Source organism: Rahnella sp. PD12R, assembly GCF_019200965.1.
GTDB classification, from domain to species: domain Bacteria; phylum Pseudomonadota; class Gammaproteobacteria; order Enterobacterales; family Enterobacteriaceae; genus Rahnella; species Rahnella laticis.
The window spans coordinates 35279-59491 of sequence record NZ_JAHTMS010000012.1; the positions used below are offsets into that span (position 1 = coordinate 35279).

26 protein-coding genes are annotated in these 24213 nt (G+C 53.2%); 11 read left to right on the forward strand and 15 right to left on the reverse strand.

Annotated elements, in window-relative coordinates; translation table 11 throughout:
- Nucleotides 1–95 precede the first annotated feature (95 nt).
- From KWG64_RS20690 to KWG64_RS20720, 7 genes are all read left to right on the forward strand, one after another.
- Entirely contained in the window at nucleotides 96–734 is a 639-nt protein-coding gene (locus KWG64_RS20690) for a DUF2589 domain-containing protein (protein ID WP_195816033.1), read from the forward strand.
- Between the two features lie 70 nt (nucleotides 735–804).
- The gene (locus KWG64_RS20695) at nucleotides 805–1404 is read left to right on the forward strand and encodes a DUF2589 domain-containing protein (RefSeq protein WP_195816034.1); all 600 of its coding nucleotides are present in this window, start codon (nucleotides 805–807) and stop codon (nucleotides 1402–1404) included.
- The gene (locus KWG64_RS20700; RefSeq protein ID WP_218523008.1) at nucleotides 1397–1852 is read left to right on the forward strand and encodes a lysozyme; all 456 of its coding nucleotides are present in this window, start codon (nucleotides 1397–1399) and stop codon (nucleotides 1850–1852) included. Before KWG64_RS20695 ends, KWG64_RS20700 begins: the two co-directional genes overlap by 8 nt.
- A gap of 60 nt (nucleotides 1853–1912) precedes the next feature.
- Nucleotides 1913–2416 carry a ribonuclease domain-containing protein gene (locus KWG64_RS20705; protein WP_218523009.1) on the forward strand — a complete coding sequence of 168 codons (504 nt, stop codon included), beginning with the start codon at nucleotides 1913–1915 and terminating at the stop codon, nucleotides 2414–2416.
- A gap of 67 nt (nucleotides 2417–2483) precedes the next feature.
- Nucleotides 2484–3056, forward strand: coding sequence for a hypothetical protein (locus KWG64_RS20710; RefSeq protein WP_218523010.1), 573 nt, complete (start codon nucleotides 2484–2486; stop codon nucleotides 3054–3056).
- Between the two features lie 60 nt (nucleotides 3057–3116).
- Nucleotides 3117–3575 carry a hypothetical protein gene (locus tag KWG64_RS20715; RefSeq protein ID WP_218523011.1) on the forward strand — a complete coding sequence of 153 codons (459 nt, stop codon included), beginning with the start codon at nucleotides 3117–3119 and terminating at the stop codon, nucleotides 3573–3575.
- 1 nt (nucleotide 3576) lies between these two features.
- Entirely contained in the window at nucleotides 3577–4005 is a 429-nt protein-coding gene (locus tag KWG64_RS20720; RefSeq protein WP_195816039.1) for a hypothetical protein, read from the forward strand.
- 132 nt (nucleotides 4006–4137) lie between these two features.
- Here the strand turns inward: KWG64_RS20720 and KWG64_RS20725 are convergent, their stop codons facing one another.
- Together KWG64_RS20725 and metE are read right to left on the reverse strand one after the other, a co-directional pair.
- Nucleotides 4138–4743 (reverse strand): response regulator transcription factor, encoded by a 606-nt coding sequence (locus KWG64_RS20725; RefSeq protein ID WP_195816040.1) that lies wholly within the window; start codon nucleotides 4741–4743, stop codon nucleotides 4138–4140.
- Between the two features lie 217 nt (nucleotides 4744–4960).
- Complete coding sequence (gene metE / locus KWG64_RS20730; protein ID WP_218523012.1) at nucleotides 4961–7240, reverse strand: 5-methyltetrahydropteroyltriglutamate--homocysteine S-methyltransferase; 2280 nt, start codon at nucleotides 7238–7240, stop codon at nucleotides 4961–4963.
- Nucleotides 7241–7344: 104 nt separating this feature from the next.
- Here metE and metR point away from each other — a divergent pair, with 104 nt between their 5' ends.
- A complete protein-coding gene (metR, locus tag KWG64_RS20735) occupies nucleotides 7345–8280 on the forward strand; it encodes an HTH-type transcriptional regulator MetR (RefSeq protein ID WP_218523013.1) in 936 nt (311 codons plus the stop codon).
- On the opposite strand, the gene KWG64_RS20740 is transcribed toward metR, so the two are convergent.
- Nucleotides 8186–9085 (reverse strand): carboxylate/amino acid/amine transporter, encoded by a 900-nt coding sequence (locus tag KWG64_RS20740; protein WP_101079403.1) that lies wholly within the window; start codon nucleotides 9083–9085, stop codon nucleotides 8186–8188. The two genes, metR and KWG64_RS20740, sit on opposite strands and share 95 nt — an antisense overlap.
- Before the next feature lie 187 nt (nucleotides 9086–9272).
- Between KWG64_RS20740 and KWG64_RS20745 the strand changes: the two genes are divergently transcribed.
- On the forward strand, nucleotides 9273–9590 hold the full coding sequence (locus tag KWG64_RS20745) for a DUF2756 domain-containing protein (protein WP_229893670.1): 318 nt from the start codon (nucleotides 9273–9275) through the stop codon (nucleotides 9588–9590).
- A gap of 293 nt (nucleotides 9591–9883) precedes the next feature.
- Complete coding sequence (locus tag KWG64_RS20750) at nucleotides 9884–10558, forward strand: hypothetical protein (protein ID WP_218523014.1); 675 nt, start codon at nucleotides 9884–9886, stop codon at nucleotides 10556–10558.
- Nucleotides 10559–10635: 77 nt separating this feature from the next.
- On the opposite strand, the gene ugpQ is transcribed toward KWG64_RS20750, so the two are convergent.
- The 11 genes from ugpQ to KWG64_RS20805 form a co-directional block, all read right to left on the reverse strand.
- On the reverse strand, nucleotides 10636–11376 hold the full coding sequence (gene ugpQ, locus KWG64_RS20755) for a glycerophosphodiester phosphodiesterase (protein ID WP_195825740.1): 741 nt from the start codon (nucleotides 11374–11376) through the stop codon (nucleotides 10636–10638).
- 2 nt (nucleotides 11377–11378) lie between these two features.
- Complete coding sequence (locus KWG64_RS20760) at nucleotides 11379–12452, reverse strand: sn-glycerol-3-phosphate import ATP-binding protein UgpC (RefSeq protein ID WP_195816045.1); 1074 nt, start codon at nucleotides 12450–12452, stop codon at nucleotides 11379–11381.
- Nucleotides 12453–12458: 6 nt separating this feature from the next.
- Entirely contained in the window at nucleotides 12459–13304 is an 846-nt protein-coding gene (ugpE, locus tag KWG64_RS20765) for a sn-glycerol-3-phosphate ABC transporter permease UgpE (RefSeq protein WP_218523015.1), read from the reverse strand.
- Nucleotides 13301–14188: a sn-glycerol-3-phosphate ABC transporter permease UgpA gene (gene ugpA / locus KWG64_RS20770; protein WP_195825739.1), complete on the reverse strand. Its 888-nt coding sequence runs from the start codon at nucleotides 14186–14188 to the stop codon at nucleotides 13301–13303. The genes ugpE and ugpA overlap by 4 nt, the downstream gene beginning before the upstream one ends.
- A gap of 167 nt (nucleotides 14189–14355) precedes the next feature.
- Complete coding sequence (gene ugpB, locus KWG64_RS20775) at nucleotides 14356–15669, reverse strand: sn-glycerol-3-phosphate ABC transporter substrate-binding protein UgpB (RefSeq protein WP_101079409.1); 1314 nt, start codon at nucleotides 15667–15669, stop codon at nucleotides 14356–14358.
- Nucleotides 15670–15891: 222 nt separating this feature from the next.
- On the reverse strand, nucleotides 15892–17079 hold the full coding sequence (locus tag KWG64_RS20780) for a PLP-dependent aminotransferase family protein (RefSeq protein ID WP_195816047.1): 1188 nt from the start codon (nucleotides 17077–17079) through the stop codon (nucleotides 15892–15894).
- Nucleotides 17080–17210: 131 nt separating this feature from the next.
- Complete coding sequence (livF, locus tag KWG64_RS20785; protein ID WP_218523016.1) at nucleotides 17211–17912, reverse strand: high-affinity branched-chain amino acid ABC transporter ATP-binding protein LivF; 702 nt, start codon at nucleotides 17910–17912, stop codon at nucleotides 17211–17213.
- A 27-nt stretch (nucleotides 17913–17939) separates the two neighbouring features.
- Nucleotides 17940–18710 carry a high-affinity branched-chain amino acid ABC transporter ATP-binding protein LivG gene (gene livG / locus KWG64_RS20790; protein WP_218523017.1) on the reverse strand — a complete coding sequence of 257 codons (771 nt, stop codon included), beginning with the start codon at nucleotides 18708–18710 and terminating at the stop codon, nucleotides 17940–17942.
- Entirely contained in the window at nucleotides 18707–19996 is a 1290-nt protein-coding gene (locus tag KWG64_RS20795; RefSeq protein WP_218523018.1) for a high-affinity branched-chain amino acid ABC transporter permease LivM, read from the reverse strand. The genes livG and KWG64_RS20795 overlap by 4 nt, the downstream gene beginning before the upstream one ends.
- Nucleotides 19993–20919, reverse strand: coding sequence for a high-affinity branched-chain amino acid ABC transporter permease LivH (livH, locus tag KWG64_RS20800; protein WP_101079414.1), 927 nt, complete (start codon nucleotides 20917–20919; stop codon nucleotides 19993–19995). Before livH ends, KWG64_RS20795 begins: the two co-directional genes overlap by 4 nt.
- A 258-nt stretch (nucleotides 20920–21177) precedes the next feature.
- A complete protein-coding gene (locus KWG64_RS20805; RefSeq protein WP_101079415.1) occupies nucleotides 21178–22290 on the reverse strand; it encodes a branched-chain amino acid ABC transporter substrate-binding protein in 1113 nt (370 codons plus the stop codon).
- A 404-nt stretch (nucleotides 22291–22694) separates the two neighbouring features.
- Here KWG64_RS20805 and panM point away from each other — a divergent pair, with 404 nt between their 5' ends.
- Nucleotides 22695–23075, forward strand: a complete 381-nt coding sequence (panM, locus tag KWG64_RS20810) for an aspartate 1-decarboxylase autocleavage activator PanM (RefSeq protein ID WP_218523019.1) — start codon at nucleotides 22695–22697, stop codon at nucleotides 23073–23075.
- A 69-nt stretch (nucleotides 23076–23144) separates the two neighbouring features.
- Here the strand turns inward: panM and rpoH are convergent, their stop codons facing one another.
- Nucleotides 23145–24002: an RNA polymerase sigma factor RpoH gene (gene rpoH / locus KWG64_RS20815; protein ID WP_152324796.1), complete on the reverse strand. Its 858-nt coding sequence runs from the start codon at nucleotides 24000–24002 to the stop codon at nucleotides 23145–23147.
- Nucleotides 24003–24213: the final 211 nt, after the last annotated feature.

Consider the following 24213-nt stretch of genomic DNA (forward strand, 5'->3'; position numbering starts at 1 on the left):
AGCCAGCCAACGGATATTTTCATGGCAGACGTCGCCCTACTCTTTGTCTGCGGGTCCGCACCTCGTATCGCACTTATCCAACAGGAGTAAACATTATGGATTCACAATTTATTGGTTCCGTCATCAATGCCCTGCCACTGGAAAACATGATTGGCGGGCCGTTGCAGGCCATGATCAAAGCGCAGGTTCAGGCCAGTAAAGCTTATGCCGACTTCCTGCTTTCGGTTTGTATTAAAGATGGCAAGGCAGAGGCCGTTCAGTTTGACTACGACGAAACGGTTGTCGATCAGGCTGGCGTCATCCAGGGGGTGGTCAAAAAGACCATGCGCATTCCTCTGCTGGCGGCCATCACCCATCCGATTATTTGTATTGAAGAGGGTACGATTGACTTCGAACTTGAAGTGACTCAAAGCGAATCCAGCTCCAGCAGCGATGACGCCGAAGGCTCTTTCGAAGCTACTTTGGGCTGGGGGCCGGTCAAAGTAAAAGTCTCCGGGCGTGTTTCACATAAAGCCGAACAAACCCGTAAATCCGATACCCGCGCCAAATACAGCATCCACACGCAGATCAAACGCCAGCAACCGCCGGAAGCACTGATGCGCGTGATCGACTTCCTGACGGATGCCGCGACTAAACCTGCCGTTCTGCCAGCCGAAGCGAACAAAAAAGAGCTGGATGCTTTCACACCAACAGCAACATCCGCGGATAAAACCCCGGAAAAAGCGCCAGCCTGATCATGCCGGTGTCTGACAACGTCTAATCCGAAGGCCGCCAGCGCGGGGCCTTTTTAATCAGGAGCAGGTTATGTCTTTAAAAAGCTGGCTACGGGGCGGGAAAACTACTGGCGAAACATCGTCGGGCGGAGCGGTTCCTCCCCCGGGGAATTCAGGCACGCCGCCTCCACCGTCACCGGGAGGGCTGATGCCGGTATCGCTTGAAGAAGTTACCCGCGGTATGCAACAAGCGGCTAGCGCAGCCAACCAGCTGATTGCACATCAATATATGCAGGCGCTGGATCCGTATTTTGAACATCTTGATGACGGTTCAGTCGTACCGCGCACGATGATTATGCAGATTGACGACAAGCATCATTTCGAGCTGCCTTTAGTCGCACTCTCCACGCCGCGTGGGCTGATGCTGGAAAAAATGAAGGTTCATCTGACCATCCGTACCGATGGCGTTGAACAGTTGCCCATTGAAGGTGGCGAAGAAAACGTCAGTCGTTTTCACGTAAGTCTCTCGCCTGCCAGCAAAAATCAGGAAGGCCGTGACAGCCGTCATGTGGATATCGAGATGCAGTTTACCGTGCTCGAACCACCCGAAAGTGTCATGCGCCTGATTGATGAATACACCAACCGGGTTATCCCGAAACCTAACACGACAGAGGTATCTGCTGATGAGTGAGCCACGTTTATCTACCGGCGCAAAAGGGGTTGCGCTGATCAAAACTTTCGAGGGACTGCGTCTGGAAAAATATCAGGATGTTGTCGGTAAATGGACCATCGGTTATGGGCATCTTATCCTGCCGGATGAATCTTTTTCTGCTGCAATCCCGGAAGCGCAGGCTGACGCGCTTTTGCGTCAGGATCTGGGTATCAGTGAGAAAGCAGTGAATCAGTACGTTATTGTTCCGCTCACGCAGAATCAGTTTGATGCGCTGGTCTCTTTCACCTTCAATCTTGGCGTCGGCAATTTGAAAAGCTCAACATTACTGAGAGTGCTGAATGCGCGTCAGTATCAGGATGCGGCTAATGAATTCCTGCGTTGGGATAAAGCGGGTGGGAAACAGGTTGCCGGATTAACCCGGCGTCGTACGGCAGAGCGCGCGTTATTCATCAGCCAGCCGGAATAACGTGTTCACCGGCTTTCATTTTATATTCCCGAACATTCATGAATACAGGAAATAAACATTATGACAATTCGCCGAAGTTATTTATCGGGATTATTCCCGCAACTGGTTTTTTTATCTTTTTTGGCTTTACTGACATCAACGGCGAATGCCGTCGATAAAATAAAGTGTGATATCGCTGTTCATGATGCCAATCAGCAACTGGAAACGGATAATAACAAGACCATCAATGATGAAGCCAGCCTGGTAAAATTATTACGGACATTAAATAAGGATGACGTTTTGCCCGTGCAATATGTCACCACGGACTATGCCAAAAAACAGGGCTGGAGCGGAAATTCGCAGGATTCTCTTTGGAAAGTCTGGGTACTCAATAAGAAAGAGATTGGCGGAGACAGTGTTCAGATCCCGGAGCAGAAAAGTGGCGAAAAATGGTACAGCGCGGATCTGGAATCCGTCCGTGGATTACGCAGTGCAAAACGTCTTATTTATTCACCTCAAAGACAGGAACGTTATTTAAGCACTAACGAAAATACATCCAAAGTAATTATTAAAGCCTGTATTTAGATAACATTAAAAGTTAAATTCCACGCCTAAACGTCCATTACTCCTTTATATTTTGAGAGGTATTATCATGTTTGAAACTTTTACGCTTCAGCAACCGGCAGGCAGTGATTCTTGTGGCGCATTTTCTCTGGCAGCATTATTAAATGCCCGCAATCAGGGACTGCCCGTCAACACGCCCACCGGTGCCACGGTATATAACGATATTATTGCAAGACAGAATCCTCTTCCTCCCGGCTATCCGCTAATTTTTGCCCCGCCGGCACCGCGCTCGTTACCTTCAAGTCTCGTTCGTGTCGGTATCGCTCGTGGATTTAACGATCAGGTGCAGGTTATGGTGAATAAACCTTTAATGCCCGTCGCCATGCATCCTTTAATTGGGCCGGAAACCACGCGGATTGGTAGCACAGCAGCGGTTATAAGCAGCACCGCCAACCTTCAGGCTCTGGTTCAGGCCGCAGGTTATTACCTGGCGCTGGTGCTCGATGGCAATCACTGGATTGCGCTCGGGCGGAACGCACAAGGTTTTTACGCCTACGACCCTGCATCAAATTTCCACGGGGCCGTAAACCAGCCAGTCGGGAACCGGGTGACACTCAACGGCGTGCAGTATGACTTCTCAGGAATTTTAATCTGTTTCTGAACCGCGCTTCATTCTTCTTCAGTGCCACTCCGGTGGCACTGTCTTTCTAAGGAGTTCACTATGGCAGCCGTCATGCTTGAATCCTCACAAAGTTTTCTTATCAGCCAGATCCTGGCTGCCTTTTCCGGTTTGTTTGGCGGACTGAGTATTTCTTTCTTCTGGCAGCCAAAAAAATTGCATCAGCACGGACGTTTTTCCGCCGGACTTATCATTTGCAGCATCAGTGTCGCGGCCACATTTGCCCTCGGCGGTCTGGTATCGCGCTGGCTGGGGATGAACTTTGATCAGGCTGATAATGCCATGGGATTAGGCTATGGACTGGGTGTGATCAGTGTCGGAGTGATTGCCTGGCTGGCAAATTTTTTCAACCGCCGGGAAGACAGCGATATTCTCGAAGTCGCAGGAGAGCTGAAGCGAGTGGCTCGCGGGCTTCGCGCCAAAGGATCTCCGCCAGCAATTTCGACAACAAAATCGACGCGCAGAAGAACCACCGCCAGCAAACCATCACGAGGAGAATAGGATGAGTCATTTAGAATGGCCGGGATTTTTCCTGCTAACCCTCCTCGATATGATGACAGCTGTGATGATTTTCTTCTGCGCACTCAATGAACGTATCCTGCTGATGTCAGTTTGGTACCGCGTTGGCCTGATTACTGCCGCGCTGGGTTTTGCCGCACAAGGCGCACTGAATTTGCCTTACCTGCTTTACGGCACGCAGCTTTATGCCAATGAAATTCCGTTTTGGGCTTTAAAGGATATGGGGATTTCGATGGTCGCCACCCACTATTTTTGGCTGGTTCTGCGCGATAAGCGAAAGCTGGGTACGCCTTTGGAACAAGACCGGGCAGCGAAGGCCGATAAATCGAGGAAAACGCGGGTGAGGAAAACATCGGTTCCCGCTGTGGCGCCAGCAGGCAGGAAGAGAACAACCACCAAAACTAAATCCTGATTAACTTATCAGACGTTGCGGCAGTAACGTCTGATCCTTTTCAGCCACACTGAAGATGAACAATCCCTGGTGAAAAAATAAACGCCTGATGGCGGATTCTATTTACTTATCGAAACGGTTTTTTCAAAAAAATTACTCGTCGGATGACATCATCATCGCAGCCTGTGTTCTGTTTTTCACATTCAGGCGACGATAAATAGATTCAAGATGGGATTTTACTGTTCCGGCACTAATATTAAGAAGACGACTAATTTGTTTATTTGATTCTCCGGCTGCAATAAGCCTTAACACTTCCCGCTGACGATCGCTTAATCTCGTTAATAATGCCTGTTCGCTATCCATATCCCACACACTTTCACTGTGCGGAATACAGACCATTCCGCAACATGCCGTTTTTATTACCTGGAAAATAGTCTCCATTGACGCCTCTTTTGAAACGACTGCAACAGCATGATGCTCGAGGAAGCGCCGCAGCGAGTCTTTTCTTACCTTCATTAACATCACGATGATACGGATATGGGGATATCGGGCAGCAATATCATCCAGCAAGATGAGCTGTGAACTATTCTCCATTCCTCCGTCAATCAGTATTACGGAAATAGGGGTCGCCGAAAGTATCTCCCAAATATTTTCACATTGATTGACGCCATTAACAGAGATGTCCGGCATTGTATTTTTAAGACCAGCCGTCAATCCCTGTATAAACAGCGGCAACGGATCAACAATGAGTATGTTCATTATAATGACTCCCATAACTTAGAAATTGCGTGTGTGTCGGACCAGAGGAAAATTCCTCTGCTTAACGAGTATTGACGCAATAATTAAGAAAGGGAGACGTCATTCAGCCTATGACATCAGACCAACAGACAAAAGCAATACCCCATATTTCAGTGAGGGAAATAAAAAAAAGGGGCACCGGAGTGCCCCAAAACGTTTCAGCAACAACACAACGTAATCAGAGGTTCTCTGCGCGCAGACGTTTGGCGGCTTTCACCATGTTTTCCAGCGATTCGCGGGTTTCCGGCCAGCCACGGGTTTTCAGGCCACAGTCCGGGTTTACCCACAGGCGTTCTGCCGGGATACGGTCCGCCGCTTTGCGCAGCAGGTCCTCAATCCATTCGACGCTTGGCACGTTCGGTGAGTGAATGTCGTAAACGCCCGGCCCGATTTCGTTCGGATACTCGAAGTCTTTGAATGACTCCAGCAGATCCATATCGGAACGTGAGGTTTCGATGGTGATCACGTCGGCATCCAGCGCGGCAATGGAATCCATGATGTCGTTGAATTCGCAGTAACACATGTGGGTGTGGATCTGCGTGTCATCGCTGGCAATCGCGGCGTTCAGTTTGAAAGCATCGACTGCCCAGCGCAGGTAAGCATTCCATTCTGAGCGGCGCAGCGGCAGACCTTCGCGCAGTGCCGGTTCGTCAATCTGGATGATGCCAATACCGGCTTTTTCCAGGTCTTCCACTTCGTCGCGCAGCGCCAACCCGATTTGCTTCGCGATGGTTTCACGGCTGACATCTTCACGCGGGAACGACCAGCAGAGAATGGTCAGCGGGCCGGTCAGCATGCCTTTCACCGGTTTTTCGGTCAGCGACTGTGCGTATTTCGCCCACTCAACGGTGATGGCTTCCGGGCGGCTGACGTCGCCGATGATAACCGGCGGTTTGACGCAGCGGGAACCGTAGCTCTGTACCCAGCCGTTTTGCGTGAACACAAAACCGTCCAGATGTTCACCGAAATATTCCACCATGTCGTTACGTTCAGCTTCGCCGTGAACCAGTACGTCGATATCCAGACGCTCCTGTTCTTTAATGGCCTGCCGGATGTGTTCGCTGATGCCGGTACGATATTTGTTGTTGTCCAGACGGCCCTGTTTAAAGTCCAGACGCAGGCCACGGATTTCGGTGGTTTGCGGGAATGAACCGATTGTGGTTGTCGGCCATGCAGGCAGATTAAAGCGGGCACGCTGCGCAACGGCACGCTTCGTGTAAACGTTTGGACGTTCAATGTCCGCCGCCGTAATCGCAGCAACACGTTTGCCGACGGCTGCGTTATGAACGCGTGCGGATTCGCGGCGGGCGCGGATTGGCGCGCTGTATTCTGCCAGCTTTTGCTGTGCTTCTGCGGTCGGGTTGTTCAGTGCCGAAGTCAGCAGTGACAGCTCGGCGCATTTTTGCAGGGCAAAGGCGAACCAGCTTTTCACTTCTTCATCCAGACGGCTTTCAACGCTTAAGTCGATCGGGCTGTGCAGAAGCGAACATGAGCTGCCGATCCAGACATTGCGGCCTTCAATCAGCGGCTTCAGGCGATCAAACCAGGTGCTCAGATCCGCACGCCAGACGTTACGGCCATTAATCACGCCCAGAGAAATCAGCCAGTCTTTTGGCAGCGCGTTAATGACGGTTTGCAGGTCGTCGCGACCGGCAACAGCATCAATGTGCAGTCCCTGAACCGGCAACTGGCGGATAGTGTCGAGGTTGTGGCCGACGCTGTCGAAATAAGTCGTCAGCAGCAGTTTGATTTTGCTTTGTTGCAGCGCGGTGTAAGCCGGTTTGTACGCATCCAGCCATTCCTGCGGTAATTCCAGAACCAGCGCAGGTTCATCAATCTGCACCCATTCGATATCGCGTTTGGCCAGTTCAGCCAGCACCTGCTGGTAAACAGGCAGAATGTCGTTGAGCAGTGAAAGGCGGTCAAATTGCTCGCCTTTCACTTTGCCAAGCCAGAGGTAAGTCAGCGGCCCGAGCAGGACAGGTTTCACTTTGTGGCCGAGCGCCAGTGCTTCATCCACTTCTTCCAGCAGCTGTGTCCAGGTCAGTTTGAATTTCTGGCCTTTCACAAACTCCGGCACCATGTAGTGATAGTTGGTGTTAAACCATTTGGTCATCTCCGCAGCGGCAGCCGGTTTACCGGTCGGTGCGCGGCCACGGCCAAGACGGAATAAGGTATCGAGATCGACAGAACCGTCGGCATTCTGGTGACGTGCTGGCACGTTGCCCAGCAGGAGGCTGGTGGTCAGAACGTGATCGTACCAGGCGAAATCGCCCACCGGCACCTGATCCACGCCTGCTTCAGTTTGTTGTTTCCAGTGACGGGCGCGCAGTTCACGTCCGGTTGCCAGCAGTTCTTCCTGAGTGGAGTGACCTGCCCAGTAGCTTTCTTGTGCTTTTTTAAGTTCACGACGCAGACCAACGCGTGGAAAACCCAGAGTGTGATTCAGTATCGTCATCTTTTTAATTCCTGTTTAGCCGTCCAGATGTTTACACATCCATAATCCGCAGGTACTGTATATTCCACAAGCGCAAATTATTCATGTCACAGTGAAGGACTCTCATGATCGAACTGAAACACCTGCGAACGTTGCAAGCACTGCGCAACACCGGGTCACTGGCCGCCGCCGCCTCGCAGCTTCATCAGACACAATCGGCCCTGTCGCACCAGTTCAGCGACCTTGAGCAACGGCTGGGTTTCAGGTTGTTCGTGCGGAAAAGCCAGCCGCTGCGGTTTACGCCACAGGGCGAAATCATGCTGAATCTGGCAGAACAGGTGCTGCCGCAAATCCAGCAGGCGTTGCAGGCGTGCAATGAGCCGCACCAGACTTCACTGCGCATCGCGATTGAATGCCACAGCTGTATTCAGTGGCTGACGCCCGCGCTGGATAACTTCCACCAGAACTGGCCGCATGTGGTGATGGATTTCAAATCCGGCGTGACGTTTGACCCGCAACCGGCGCTGCAACAGGGCGAACTGGATATTGTGCTGACTTCCGATATTCTGCCGCGCAGCGGTTTGCACTATTCTCCGATGTTCGATTACGAAGTCCGTCTGGTGCTGGCACCGGATCATCCGCTGGCGGCTAAAACCGTGATTACGCCGGAAGATCTGAGTACGGAAACCCTGATGATTTATCCGGTACAGCGTCAGCGTCTGGATATCTGGCGGTATTTTCTGCAACCGGCAGGCGTCAGCCCGTCGCTGAAAAGCGTTGATAACACGTTGTTGTTGATTCAGATGGTGTCGGCGAGAATGGGAATTGCGGCGTTACCGCACTGGGTCGTGGAAAGTTTTGAGCGCCAGGGCCTCGTCGTCACTAAGACCCTGGGCGAAGGTTTGTGGAGCCGTCTGTTCGCCGCCGTGCGCGACGGCGAGCAGCGTCAGCCCGTCACCGAAGCGTTTATTCGTTCGGCGCGGCAGCACGCGTGCGATCATCTGCCGTTTGTTCGCGACGCGGCACGACCCAACGCCGGTGTACCCACAGTGAGGACATAATCACCGCAGCGCCGATAATAAAACTCGGCCAGTGAGGCTGCTGTTGCCAGATCGCCAGATTGACCAGCAGCCCGGCCGGGACGTGAAAGTTGTTCATAATCCCCAGCGTTCCGGCGTCCACCTGCGTGGCCCCGTAGTTCCACATGAAATACCCGATCCCCGACGCGCCAATCCCCAGCCACACCAGAATGCCCCATTGCAAATCCGTGGTCGGCAGTTTTTGCGGATTTCCCCACAGGAACCAGGCCACAACGGCGCACATCAGCGCACCGATATAGAACCACGAAAACGCCGTATGTTGCGGCATCGGGCGGGTTTCCATCAGGCGTTTATATCCTACCTGACCGATAGCAAAGCAGATGTTCGCCGCCTGCACCAGCAACAGGCCGATAATGAAATGTTCGCTGATGTGGTCGTAACGGATAATCGCCGCACCGGCCACCGCCAGCAGCGCGCTCAGCGCGTAGCCAATGCGGATTTTGCGCCCGCTGATCAGGTCATAAATCAGCGTCACGTACAGCGGCGTCATCACCGTAAACAGCAGGAACTCCGGCACCGACAGGTACAGATACGCTTCAAAGCTGATGAGATACATGATGCCAAGCTGCATCGCGCCGACCGCCATGTACAGCAAAATGGTGGTGAGCTGATGGCCTTTCCAGCGCAGGAACGGCAGGAATACCAGCGCCGCCAGCCCCAAACGGACCAGCACGGCGAAGACGCTGTCGACCTGTCCGGCCAGATAAACCCCGATCAGGCTGAACGAAAAGGCCCACAAAATGGTGGTGATAATAAGTAAAGGCACGGCAGTTGAGCCCTAAAATGTAAGAGATGCACGATTGTAGCGGAATGCGGATAACCGCGGCGCGTGAAGGTGGTTTACATGTGGTCAATTATAGAGCAAACGAGAGCATCCCCACGCTTTGAGGGATTCGTGCCGTGAAATCTCACACCCGTTGGTGTGATGGCATACACTTAAGGAATGACCGGAAATGGAGAATAACCAAATGAAATTCATGCATGGAATCATCGCCGCCCTGCCGCTGTTGTTCGCCGTACAGGCCGCCAGCGCAGCCGAGAAGGTGCCTAATCCTAACGATCCGCTGCTGACCAATCCGTCACAACAACGGATGCAGCAACAACAGCAGGTTAATCAGCAGATGCAAAAGCGTCAGCAGGAACAGGATTTGCGCAGCAGCCAGCAACAGCAGCAACTCAAACTGAAATCCCAGATTCAGAGCAACCAGCAGCGGTTGCAGATCCAGCAGAATAACCAGACGCTGAATCAGAAGTTGAATCAGACGCCTTAATTTTTAATACCGGCAGAGGCACGCGGTGCCTCTCTTTCCACTCAGAAAATATTCCCACAAATTTCATTGCCCCAATAAATTATTTCACTTTGCGTCTATCACGATCTGAAATTTATTATCCCCTTCTGATCAAAATTATTATTAAGGTTTTTAGTTTATCTGGCCGATAAGGAAAAATAAGCTCTGCCACTAAAACGCAGGGTTATGTATTCTTGTGTCTAATTCTCAACAAGCGAAATATCAATTTAAAATTCTTTGACAGTGATTTATAAAATAAAAAGGGAAACTATTAGATGAAAGCTTCAACAGGGATTGCCGTCGTTACTGCCAGTTTATTATTATCCGCCTGTTCCACCCCTAAAACAGAAAAAATCACTGCCGCCAATGGCAGCAGCATCGGGTTATATTCTGGTTTCGCCTCGGCTGATTTAAATAATAACCGCGCGCCTGACGTCGTTTTGCGTGAAGTAACGCCCGCTTATACTGCCGCAGGCGTCGGGCTTAACGTAATGACATCAGTGCTTTCGGGCGGTATCGCGGTAAACACTTTCAGTAAGGAAAATCTGAAAGGGACTAAAATTGATGCCCTGCCGGAACCGACATCAGCTTATCTGACACCAAGAGCCAAGCCGCTTATTGCCCGCTGGTTAGAAAAAAATGGTAACGGCTATCAGTATAAAAAAAATCTGAATATTGTCGCAGCACAATGGCTGCTGGTTTATAAAGACCTTTCATCGGCCAATTCAGATTACGAATTACGTTATACCGTTAAGTTCTACAAAAAACCGGAAGACGCGAATATGTTCTCCGCCTGGGTAATAGCGGAATGTACGCCGCCGGTAGTGGCAGCACCTCTGGCCGACTGGCGTGCAAACAACTATGCGCTGGTCACCAAAACTACCGAGAAATATATGGATTCCTGTCTGCTGGAGCTGGATAACCAGTTGCCGCGTCTTCTGAAACACTGATTATTCTGTTTCGGAAAAACAATAAAGGCGCGATTATCGCGCCTTTATTTTTAGCAGCATCAGCTTACTTAAAATCTTTACTCAAAATCTGGCCCGATCACATCAATCTTATCCGTACAGATGCAATCCACGCCCCAGCGCAGTAACTCGCGGGCACGGTCCGGGTTATTCACGGTATACACCAGAATATGCAGCCCGGCGGCTTTGATCGCTTTCACGCGCTCTTCATTGAGCAGTTTGTGATTGAGATGCAGCGACGCGCATTCGAGTTCGTCGGTCAGGGCTTTCCAGTTTTCATGCCATGAGTCGATCAGCAGACCGCGCGGAAGCTCCGGGGCGGCTTTTTTGGCGGCGACCAGTGCATCGAATTCAAAGGAAGAAAGCAGCGGCGGCACGGCCTGGTTTTTCCACAATTCACGGGCGGCCAGCGCGACGTCGGTTCCAGTTTTTTCATCCAGCCCGGTCGTCGGTTTGATTTCAATATTTGCCATCATGTTATGGCGCGCACAACGTTCGGCGACCTGCGACAGCAGCGGGAGTTTTTCTCCTTTGAACTCTGCGCCATACCAGTCACCGGCGTCGAGACGTTCGAGTTTTTCCCACGGCAATTCCCCTGCCACGCCCCAGCCATTACTGGTGCGGTTCAGCGTATCGTCGTGCAGTAAGAAAATTTCCCCACCCTGCGCCAGTTTGGCGTCAAATTCGATCATCGTGTGACCGTATTTCGCGCCCACGTCGATAGCCGCCAGCGTGTTTTCCGGTGCCAGAGCACCGCCACCGCGGTGCGCCACAATGCGAGGATAAGGCCAGGCTTTCATGTTCATTCCATCCGTAATCCACTGTTGGTATCGAAAAAGTGTAACGCTTTCGCCGGGAAAACCAAGCGCAACAGCGAACCGGCGGTGGGAAATACTTCATGCGATAAGCGCACCACAACGCCGCTGCCCGCCAGTTTGCCGTGCGCCAGATTATCTGCGCCCAGCAATTCCAGCGTATTAAGCACCATAGGAATGCCGTTTTGCGTGTCGTCCGTCAGCTGAATATGTTCAGGACGAATACCGACCGTCAGTTCGCGGCCGCCCCATTCCGGGCGCGGAACCGGCAGCGGAAGCTCAAAACCGCCTTCCATCACCAGCGAAGTGCCGTCGGTGGTCAGCTGGCCGGGCAGTAAGTTCATGGCCGGAGAGCCGATAAAACTGGCGACAAACAGGCTGGCCGGACGGCGATAAACTTCCGACGGCGTGCCAATCTGCTCGGCGATACCTTTGTTCATCACGATAACGCGTTCTGCCAGCGTCATCGCCTCAACCTGATCGTGCGTGACGTACAAACTGGTAGTGCGCAGACGGCGGTGCAAATCCTGTAATTCGAGGCGCATCTGCACGCGTAGTTTGGCATCGAGGTTAGAAAGCGGTTCATCGAACAGGAAAACTGCCGGTTCCCGCACAATGGCGCGCCCCATCGCGACGCGCTGACGCTGGCCGCCGGAAAGTTCGCGCGGTTTGCGTTTCAGCAACGGGCCGAGTTCGAGAATTCGCGCCGCTTCTTCCACGCGCGCGTGGATCTGCGCCTTGCCGAAACCGCGGATTTTCAGGCCGTACGCCATGTTGTCGAACACGCTCATGTGCGGATACAGCGCGTAGTTCTGGAACACCATCGCAATGCCGCGATCTTTCGGTTCCAGATCGGTGACGCGCTGGTCGTTAATGTAGATATCGCCGGACGTCGTGCGTTCCAGCCCGGCCACCATGCGCAGCAGCGTGGATTTCCCACAGCCGGAAGGCCCGACCATCACGATGAATTCGCCGTCGGCCACATCCAGATCAATGCTCTGGATAATCTGGTTTTTGCCGTCGTAAGATTTGGTCACTGCCTGTAATTTCAAATTTGCCATTTCGGTTTACTTCTCACTGTCTACCAGGCCGCGCACAAACCAGCGCTGCATCAGGAGCACCACCGCCAGCGGTGGCAATAAGGTCAGGATCATGGCTGCCATCACCTGATTCCATTGGGTCGAGCCGTCGCCTGAGGAGATCATGCTTTTAATCCCCGCCACCGCGGTGCCCATCGAGGCATCGCTGGTGATCAGAATCGGCCACAGATATTGGTTCCAGCCATAGATAAAGGTGATGACGAACAGCGCGGCCAGGTTGGTTTTGGACAGCGGCAGCACGATGTCCCAGAAGAAGCGCATCGCGCCCGCGCCATCGATACGCGCCGCTTCGAGCTGCTCATCCGGCAGGGTCATGAAGAACTGGCGAAACAGGAACGTCGCCGTTGCCGACGCCATCAGCGGCAACGTCAGGCCGGTGTAGCTGTCGAGCATATGCAGATTGGCGATCACCTGAACGGTCGGGAAGATACGCACTTCCACCGGCAACATCAGCGTCATGAAAATCAGCCAGAAGAACAGATTACGCAGCGGGAAACGGAAATAGACAATCGCGTAAGCCGAAAGCATCGAGACCGATATTTTCCCGACGGTAATCACCATCGCCATAATAAAGCTGTTGATCAGCAGGCGGCCAAACGCCGGGCTGTTGTTGCCTGCGCCCTGCGTCCAGATGGTGCTGATGTTTTCCCACAAATGGCCGCCGGGGATCAGCGTCATCGGCACGTCGAAAATTTGTTTGTTATCCAGCGACGCCGCCACAAACGCGACGTACAGCGGGAACAAAATCACCAGCACGCCGAGCAGCAACATGAGGTGGCTGAAAATATCCAGCCCTCTGCGGTTTTCAATCATTGGTAACGCACCTTACGCTCGACAAAGCGGAACTGAATGAACGTCAGGCCGATCACCAGCATCATCAGAATGACGGACTGCGCGGCGGAACTGGATAAGTCAAGACCGGAGAAACCTTCGCGGTAGACTTTGTAGATCAGGGTCGTTGTTGCCTGAACCGGGCCACCGCCTGTCGCGGCGTCAATCACCGGGAAGGTATCAAAGAAGGCGTACACCAGATTGACGACCAGCAGGAAGAAACTGACCGGCGAAATCAGCGGTAACACCAGATTGAAGAAACGTCGCACCGGGCCTGCGCCGTCGATAGCGGCCGCTTCCACCAGCGATTTCGGGATCGACTGCAACGCCGCCAGAAAGAACAGGAAGTTGTAGCTGATTTGCTTCCAGACCGACGCGAGCACGACCAGAAACATCGCCTGACCGCTGTTTTGCGCGTGGTTCCAGTTGTAACCGAGGGAGCCGAGGAAATGCGAAATCAGGCCAAGGCCGGGGCTGAACAGGAACATCCATAATACGGCAGCCACGGCGGGTGCAACGGCGTATGGCAGGATCATCAGCGTCTGATAAATCCGGCTGCCGCGAATAACGTGATCGACCAGCGCGGCGAAAAACAGCGACAGCACCAGCCCGAAAAAGGCCACCATAAAGCTGAATTTCAGCGTGGTGTAGAAGGAGTCGAGATAGTACGGATCCTGAAACAGCTGCGTGAAGTTCGTCATGCCCGCAAAAGTGCTGGAAAGCCCGAACGGATCCAGTGTCTGCACCGAATACCACAGCGCCTGCCCCGCAGGCCACAGGAAGAATATCGCGGTGATCAGCAGCTGCGGCAATACCAGTGCGTAAGGCAGCCAGCTGCAACCAAAACCGGGACGGTGTGAACTCATAATGGTTTACTCGTTGATACGGTGACAAAAGGCAGGCTACTCCGGCACAGGCGTAGCGAGCGAAGCCTGACCGGGTGCGGACAGCGCACAGCTCCCGGAGTGGACATAAAGTCCATGAGGAGAGCGAGCACTGCCCAATCACGGTCAGGCAAAGCGCAGTAGCCGACTTACTTGGTAGAGGCTTCGAAGCGACGCAGTAATAAATTCCCGCGCTGTACCGCTGTATCTAACGCTTCTTTAGCTGTCTTCTTGCCGCTCCAGACGCTTTCCAGTTCTTCGTCTACGATGGTACGAATCTGTGGCATGTTGCCCAGACGCAGACCTTTGGTGAACGGTAATGGCGGTTTGTTCAGCATCTGGCGGGTGGCAACGTCAGAACCCGGGTTCTTATCGTAGTAGCCTTCTTTTTTGGTCAGCTCATACGCGGCAGTTGTCACCGGCAGATAACCGGTTTTCTGGTGCCATTCAGCCGCGATTTCCGGCGTGGTCAGGAATTGCAGGAATTCGGCAACGCCTTTGTAGGTGTCTTTGTCTTTTCCGTTCATCACCCACAGGCTTGCACCGCCGATGATGGCGTTTTGCGGCGCGCCTTTGATGTCTGCGTCGTAAGGCATCATGCCTACGCCGTAGTTGAATTTGGAATACTGACGGATATCGGCCAGAGAACCGGAAGAGGCGGTGGTCATCGCGCAATCGCCGTTATAGAACTTGGCGGTGGATTCGTCTTTGCGACCAAAATAGGTGAAATCACCTTTTTTGTTCATGTCTTCGAGCATCTGGATGTGTTTGATTTGCTCTGGTTTGTTGAATTCCAGAACCGCATCAGTGCCATCGAAACCGTTATTTTTGGTCGCAATCGGCAGGCTGTGCCAGGCGCTGAAGTTTTCAATCTGGATCCAACCCTGCCAGCCGCTGGCATAGCCACATTTCATGCCCGCTTCGCGCAGTTTCTGGGTGTAAACCGCCATGTCCTGCCAGGTTTTTGGCGGCTGATCCGGGTTCAGGCCGGCTTTCTTAAAGGCATCTTTGTTGTAATACAACACCGGCGTGGAGCTGTTGAAAGGCTGCGATAACAGGCGGCCTTTGGAATCGGAGTAGTAGCCGGAGACGGTCGGCACAAACTGGGAAACGTCTTCTTTAATGCCGGCATCGCTGAACACTTCGTAGACCGGTTTAATGGCTTTGCTCGCCATCATGGTCGCGGTGCCCACTTCGTAAACCTGCAAAATAGCAGGCGCATTACCGGTGCGGTACGCCGCAATACCGGCAGCCAGGCTTTCGTCGTATTTACCTTTGTAGACAGGCACGATTTTGACATCGGGGTGCGTCTGGTTAAAACGGTCGGCCAGCGAGTTCACTTCTTTACCTAATTCGCCGTCCATGGAATGCCAGAAAGGAATTTCTGTTACAGCAAAAGCGTTGGCGCTGAAAGCCAGCGTCAGCGCGGTGCCGATGACCGTTTTTTTGAGATTGATGAACATGCCTGTCTCCTGAATTCTGCTGGTGTAAAAGGGGCAGAGATAAATGGGGTATTGAGAAACGTTTTTATGCGGAGGTAACATGACACGGCTAAATTACAGATAAATAACAGTTAAATGACATTAACGTTACAGCAGCATGAAGTGCAGGTGACGAACAGATGGCAAAAAAGAAGGCGCATCGGGTAAGCGATGCGCCTTGTAAAGAAGGGAAATCCGGGGGTTTTACAGCGCGCGTTTCAGGCGGGCAACGGCCTCGTGCATCTGCTCTTCGGTCGCTGTGGCGAACGACAAACGGAAGGTCGAGTGATCCGGATTATCGGCATAGAAGAACTCGCCCGGCACAAACACCACGCCCTGCTCCAGCGTCTTTTTCATCCACTCAGCGCAGTTACGCGGCTCGCGGAAACGCGCCCACAGGAACATGCCGCCTTTCGGGTATTCAAACGTCAGCACGTCGCCCAGTTCGCGTTCCAGCAGCTCCGCCAGAATCTGACATTTCTTTTTGTACGCGGCACGGATCGTTTCGATTTGCGCAGGCAGACGGCCCAGACCGAGATAACATTCAGCAATCGACTGTGACAGCGCGCTGGCGTGCAAATCGGCCGCCTGCTTGATGATGGCGACTTTGTGCAGCAGCCAGTCAGGCATGATGACCCAGCCCAGACGCAGGCCCGGTGCCAGGATTTTGGAGAACGTTGAGGTGTAAATGATGTTGTCGGCATGGCCAAACAGCGCTTTCGACAGCTCAAACAGCGTTGGCTGGCGTTCGTCGGTGAAACGCAGTTCGCCGTACGGATCATCTTCCACAATCAGGAATTCATGTTTCGCCGCCAGCTGAACCAGCTGTTCACGACGTGCGCGGCTCAGGGTCACGCCGCTCGGGTTGCCGAACGTCGGCACCAGATACACGCCTTTAATTTTGCGGGTTTTCAGCAGTTCGGCAAGCTCATCGACAATCATGCCGTCGCCGTCGGTGCCGACGGAAAGGATATTCGCCTCGGCCAGTTCCAGCGTTTGCAGTGCGGCCAGATAGGTCGGGCGCTCTACCACAAAAATATCGTCCGGATTCACTACCGCGCGCATCACCAGATCCAGCGCCTGCTGGGAACCAGCGGTCACCACGATATCATCGGGTTTTGCCACCACACCGCGCTCCTGACAAAGCTCAGCAATACGCTCACGCAGCGTATAACTGCCTTCGGTCAGGCCATACTGGAATGCGTGCTCCGGCTGTTCCGTGATCGCCTGCTGCGTCGCCTGACGCAGACCGTCAAAATCAAACAGTGCCGAAGAAGGAATACCACCCGCCAGTGAAATAACGCCTTCCATTTTGCTGTGTTTCAGCAGTTCCCGGATGGCTGAACTTTTAAGCCTGACCATACGGGCGGCGAGTAAACCTTCTGTGTTCATGAAATCTTCCTGAAGATGTGCAAAGTTATTAGAATGTGAGAGATGTTAATTTATAGGCAAAATAAAAACCGCAAAGCGCTTGCCGTGCGGTTTACTAGATTTATCACAGATTTTCGAAATCCAAAGCGGATTTATGCGCCGAGATAGGCCGCACGCACCGCTTCGTTCGCCAGTAATGCCGCGCCGGTGTCTTCCAGCACCACATGACCGTTCTCCAGCACATAACCGCGATCGGCGAGTTTCAGCGCCTGATTGGCGTTTTGCTCGACCAGGAAGATGGTCATCCCTTCTTCGCGCAGTTGCTGGATAGTGTCAAAAATCTGCTGGATGATGATCGGCGCCAGACCGAGCGACGGCTCGTCGAGCAGCAGTAAACGCGGCTGGCTCATCAGCGCACGGCCAATCGCCAGCATCTGTTGCTCGCCGCCGGACATGGTGCCGGAGCGTTGCAGACGGCGCTCCTTCAGACGCGGGAACAGCGTATACACGCGTTCCATACGTGACTGATACTGATCGCGCGTCGCAAAGAAACCGCCCATCGCCAGATTCTCTTCCACCGTCATCCGCGAAAATACGCGACGGCCTTCCGGCACAATCGCGATATCGCCACGCATGATTTTGGCGGTCTGCCATTGGGTGATGTCCTGGCCTTCGAAAATAATTGCGCCGTGCGACGCCCGCGGTTCGCCACATAAACTACCGAGCAGCGTGGTTTTCCCCGCGCCGTTGGCGCCAATCAGCGTGACGATTTCCCCTTTGTTAATGCTCAGGCTGACTTCATGCAGCGCCTGGATTTTGCCGTAATGGGCGGATACCTGATTAAATGACAACATCTTGTTCTGCCTCTTAGCCTTCGCCCATTAACCTTCGCCTAAATAGGCACGGATCACGTCAGGATTATTACGAATTTCAGCCGGTGTGCCCTGCGCCAGCGGCGTACCCTGATTCACCACGTAGATGCGGTCGGAAATACCCATCACCAGTTTCATGTCATGTTCAATCAGCAGGACCGAGACGTTGTGCTGGTTACGCAGTTCGGCAATCAGCTGGTTCAGCTCTTCGGTTTCACGCGGATTCAGACCGGCCGCGGGTTCGTCGAGCATCAGGATTTCCGGCCGCGTCACCATGCAGCGGACGATTTCCAGACGGCGTTGCTGGCCGTACGCCAGATTACCGGCCTGACGGTTCGCCAGTTCGAGTAAGCCCACGCGTTCGAGCCAGTCGGCGGCGCGATCCAGCGCTTCGGCTTCTGCCCGACGGAATCCCGGCGTTTTAAGCAGACCGGCCAGAACGCCACTTTTCAAATGCTGATGTTGCGCGACCAGCAGGTTTTCAATCACCGTCATTTCGCGGAACAGGCGGACGTGCTGGAAGGTTCGCACCACGCCCATACGGGCAATTTTCTGCCCCGGCAGGCCTTCAAGATGCTGATCGCGCAACTTGATGGTGCCGCAGCTCGGCTTGTAGAAACCGGTCAGACAGTTAAATACAGTGGTTTTACCGGCCCCGTTCGGGCCGATAAGGGAAACAATTTCGCCCTGGTTGAGGTTCAGCGCCACGTTGTTGACCGCCAGCAGGCCGCCAAAACGCATCATCAAACCTTCAACGGCTAACAGAGGTTGCGTGCTCATGCCTGTTCCCCCTGATCGGCGATTTGTTTTTTAGACAATTTGAGTTTCAGCTGCGGACGTTTCATCGGCAGCAAGCCCTGCGGACGCCAGATCATCATCAGCACCATTAAGGCACCGAGCAGCAACATGCTGTATTCGTTGAGGTCACGCATCAGTTCTCGGGAAACCACCAGTAAAATGGCCGCCAGAATAACCGCAAACTGCGAGCCCATTCCGCCGAGCACCACAATGGCCAGCACGAAAGCGGATTCCGCAAAGGTGAAGGATTCCGGGCTGACAAACCCCTGACGCGCGGCGAACAGCGTACCGGCAAAACCGGCAAACGCGGCGCTGATGGTGAACGCGGTCAGTTTGATGCGGGTCGGGTTCAGCCCCAGCGAACGGCAGGCAATTTCGTCTTCACGCAGCGCTTCCCACGCGCGGCCCAGCGGCATACGCAGCAGGCGGTTAATGATGAAAAGCGTCACCAGCACCAGCAGCAGCGCCACCATGTACAGGAAAATTATCCTGTCGCTCGGATCGTAGGTCACATTGAAGAAGTTGCTGAAGGTATCCCAGCCGCCGTCGCGCGGTGTCCGGCTGAATTCCAGCCCGAACAGCGTCGGTTTGGGGATCTGGCTGATGCCGTTCGGCCCGCCGGTCAGTTCGGTATTGTTGAGCAACAAAATACGGACGATTTCGCCAAAGCCGAGGGTCACAATCGCCAGATAGTCGCCCCGCAACCGCAGAACCGGGAACCCGAGCAGGAAACCAAACGCCGCAGAAACCAGCCCCGCCAGCGGTAACGCTTCCCAAAAACCGATGCCGTAATAGTGGTTGAGCAGCGCATAGGTGTAAGCGCCGATGGCGTAAAAACCGCCGTAACCCAGCACTAACAAACCCGACAATCCGACCACCACGTTCAGGCCAAGACCCAGCATGATGTAGATGAGCGTCAGCGTGGCGATATCCACCGTGCCGCGCGAGACGATAAACGGCCACGCGATGGCGGCAATAATCAGCACCAGCGCCAGCAATTTTTGTTTCGGCGTCGAGCCGTCAAAACTGGGCAACACCCAGCCCGGCCCGGAGACTTTTTTCAGGCCACTGCTCACCAGCGGACGGAACAGCTGAAACACGAAAACAATCGCACAGCCAATCGCAATCCACGTCCAGCGAACTTCGCCCGCGCCGTTCACCACCAGTTTGGTACCATCCAGGCTCAGTTGCAGCCCCATAATGAACGCAGCCAGAACCAGCAGAACGAAAGCGGAAACCAGCGCGTTTAACAGATTCAGGCGCTTCATACTTTTTCCACCTCCGGACGACCCAGAATACCGGTTGGCAGCACCAGCAAGACCACAATCAGCAGCGCAAAGGACACCACATCTTTGTATTCGGTGCTCAGATACGCCGACGTCAGCGCTTCGGCCACACCCAGAATCAGGCCGCCGATCATCGCGCCCGGAATGCTGCCGATGCCGCCCAGAACCGCGGCGGTAAAGGCTTTCATCCCGGCCATAAAGCCGATGTACGGGTTAATCACGCCATAGAATTGCCCCAGCAGAACGCCCGCCACCGCCGCCATTAATGCGCCGATCACGAAAGTCAGGGAGATCACGCGGTCAGTGCTGATCCCCAGCAGGCTGGCCATTTTGAGATCTTCGGCGCAGGCACGGCACGCGCGCCCCATGCGGGAATAACGGATGAACAGCGTGAGCGCCAGCATCGCGATGAAGGTCACGATCCAGATGATCAGTTGCATGGTGCTGATGGTCGCCGCAAAGCCGTTCGCTTCGCCGAGTTTCCACTGGCCGGTGACCAGGCTTGGTAACGCCAGATCGCGTGAGCCTTGCGTGAGGCTGACGTAGTTTTGAAGGAAAATTGACATCCCGATGGCAGAAATCAGTGCAATAAGACGTTTGGAGTTACGCACAGGCTTATACGCCACGCGTTCAATACTCCAGCCGTACGCACTGGAAATCACAATCGCCGCGATAAATCCGGCACCGATCAGCAACCAGCTGGCATCGATACCCATCATCATCAGGGCGGCAATCACGATAAAGGAGACATAACTGCCGATCATATACACCTCGCCGTGGGCGAAGTTGATCATGCCGATAATGCCGTAAACCATGGTGTAACCAATGGCGATCAGCGCATAAGTGCTGCCCAACGTCACACCGTTGAACATCTGCTGAATGAAATAGAGGAACTGCTCTGACATACCCTATCCTTATTAATCAAGGGTTTGATGACTTGTGCTGAGACTACAACCCAGCGCCTTCTATAACAGTAGACGCCGGGCAGAGTAATGCGCTGTTCTTGTCCTGCTACGCAATGCATAACAATGCTTAGCAATGCCCAAAATCATTCTGGTTGCAGGAAGGCGGCAATCGAACGAATCCCGATGAACTGACATAAGTCAGTGATTCGGGTGAGCGAGTGCAGCCAACACCCCTGCAACCTGAAGGATGAAGGGCATTTATTTGATAGGGGTAGACGTACCGTCTTTATGCCACTCGAAAATACCGAATTCGAATCCTTTCAGATCGCCCTTCTCATCCCAGCTCAGCGGGCCCATTACGGTGTCCACGGAAGCTGATTTCAGGTTTTTAGCAATGTCTGCCGGTTCCATGCTGCCGCTGCGTTCCATACCGGTGGTCAGCGCCTGCAATGCGGCGTAGGTGGTCCAGACGAACGGACCGGTTGGATCCAGTTTCTTCGCTTTCAGGGAATCAACGATTGGCTGGTTAGCCGGAACCTGGTCATAACGTTTTGGCAGGGTCACGAACATACCTTCGGACGCATCACCGGCAATGTTAGACAGTGAGGAGTTGCCCACGCCTTCCGGCCCCATGAATTTCGCATTCAGACCCGCCTGTTTGGACTGACGCAGGATCTGGCCCATTTCCGGGTAGTAACCGCCGAAATAGACGAAGTCCACGTTGTCTTTCTTCAGACGTGCAACCAGCGTTGAGAAATCTTTGTCGCCTGCGGTGATACCTTCAAACAGTACGACGTTGCCGCCGCCTTTTTTCAGCGCGTCCTGTACGGAACGGGCCAGGCCTTCGCCGTATTGTTGTTTGTCATGCACAACCGCAATACGTTTTGGTTTGATGGTGTTGAGGATATAATTTGCAGCGGTCGGGCCCTGATCGGAATCCAGACCGGTGGTACGCATCACCATTTTGTAACCGCGGGTGGTCAGGTCTGCGTTGGTCGCGGCGGGCGTAATCATCAGAACGCCTTCGTCTTCGTAGATGTCTGAAGCCGGCTGTGTTGAGGATGAACACAGGTGGCCAATCACGTAACGGATACCGTCGTTGATCACTTTGTTGGCAACGGCGACCGCTTGTTTCGGATCACATGCGTCGTCATATTCGACACCAACCAGTTTGTCGCCCTTCACGCCGCCTTTGGCGTTGATGTCTGCGATCGCTTGTTTAGCCCCTGTAAACTCCATATCACCATACTGGGCGACCGGACCTGACATAGCACCAACGATGGCGACTTTGATATCTTTTGCGAATGCCGCCTGACTCATTGCTAATGCAATACACCCTGCCAGCCAGATCTTACCCTTAGTTACTTTCATCCGATTACCCCGTTTGATGTGTGTTGTGGTTTGCTCTTTGCCTGCCTGTTCAAAACATCATCACTTAAGAAATTTAGTATAAGTAATAATGAGTTACCGGCTTATTTCGCCTTATTTTCGAATAAGACTTTATAATTCATATCATTAAACAGGAATTTTCTTCTGCAAATCAAATGGCACAGTCAGAAATATGAGGTGTAAACAGAATTTTATTTGGATGGAAAATCGGTTCCCTTTTAAACAATCAGCCGTTAACGCTGGCATTATTGATTAAAGCCAACATTTATCGCTTATACATGGATCGCTGAAAAAGTTTTCAACCTGTTACTGTACAAAAAAAGTTACGCCCGATTTTCAGACGGATCCGCTACACTAAACGCCTCTTTTTTCTGACCGTCCACATCATGAAATTAACCATCCAAAAACTCACTTCGCTCAGCACGCAGGATCTTATCGATCTGGCAAAAGTCTGGCCTGAGCAAACGGAAAGTGACTGGCAAGGCAGCCTGAGCGAACACCACGCGCTGTTCGCCGCCGTGTTTAACGAGCGCATTCTTGGCGCGGTGAAAGTCCGGCTGAACGGCGACCACGGCGAGCTCAGGGATCTGCGGGTTCGCGAAGTGACGCGGCGCCGCGGCGTCGGGCTGTATCTGATGGAAGATTTGCAGGCGCAACTGCCGCAGGTTAAAAGCTGGGAAATGCCGTCCGATGGCGAAGCCGTGACCGACGCCTTTATGCAGGCCTGCGGTTTTTCCCTGGCAGGGAATATCTGGAAGAAGCCCTAATCCGCGCTGAATTTCAGGCATAAAAAAAGCGACCCGAAGGTCGCTTTTTTGTTTCAGAAAGCTGTCGTATCAGGCTTCAATTGCCAGACGCAGTTTCTTCATCGCGTTCTTTTCAAGCTGACGAACACGTTCTGCTGAAACACCGTATTTATCGGCCAGTTCCTGCAGAGTCGATTTGTTATCGTCATCTAACCAGCGGGCACGGATGATATCCTGGCTGCGTTCGTCCAGACCTTCCAGCGCGTAGCTCAGTTTGTCTGTCGCATCGCGATCCCAGTTATCTTCTTCGATGCTTTCTGCAAAGTCAGAGCTTTTATCTTGCAGATACAGCATCGGTGCCATCGCGGCGCCGTCGCGTGGTTCGTCGTCCGGTGTCGGGTCGAACGTCATGTCCTGTGCGGCCATGCGCGATTCCATTTCCAGCACATCTTTGCTGGTCACACCCAGTTCGCGGGCAACGTGCTCCACTTCGTCGTGGCTGAACCAGCCCAGACGCTGTTTGTTTTTACGCAGGTTAAAGAACAGCTTACGCTGTGCTTTCGTCGTCGCGACTTTCACGATGCGCCAGTTACGCAGCACGTATTCGTGAATTTCTGCTTTAATCCAATGCACCGCAAAGGACACCAGACGTACACCGACTTCCGGATTAAAACGGCGAACCGCTTTCATCAGGCCGATGTTACCTTCCTGGATAAGGTCTGCCTGTGGCAAACCGTAGCCTGAATAGTTGCGGGCAATATGAGCAACAAAGCGCAGGTGAGACAGGATCAGCTCTTTCGCTGCGTCCAGGTCACCGTCGTAATGCAGCCGCTCAGCCAGTGCCCGTTCTTCCTCTGCGGTAAGCATAGGATAAGTATTGGCTGCCCGAACATAGGCTTCCAGGCTACCTTGGGGTACTAATGCTAAAGTGCGCATTTCGTTAGTCATTCAAAAGCCTCTCATGTATGACGTTGTGCAGGTTTTATACCACGTTGCTGCGGGATGATACCGCTACGCTGTGTGCCATCTGGCGATCACAGAAGCAACGCCGAGCCCTTAATATCCGCTGCTCTTCGACCCCGAATTTTACATAAAGTTCACGGCCGGATTCAACAGTCTGACGACTGTATGTGACAGACTGACTATTGGATAGTGAATT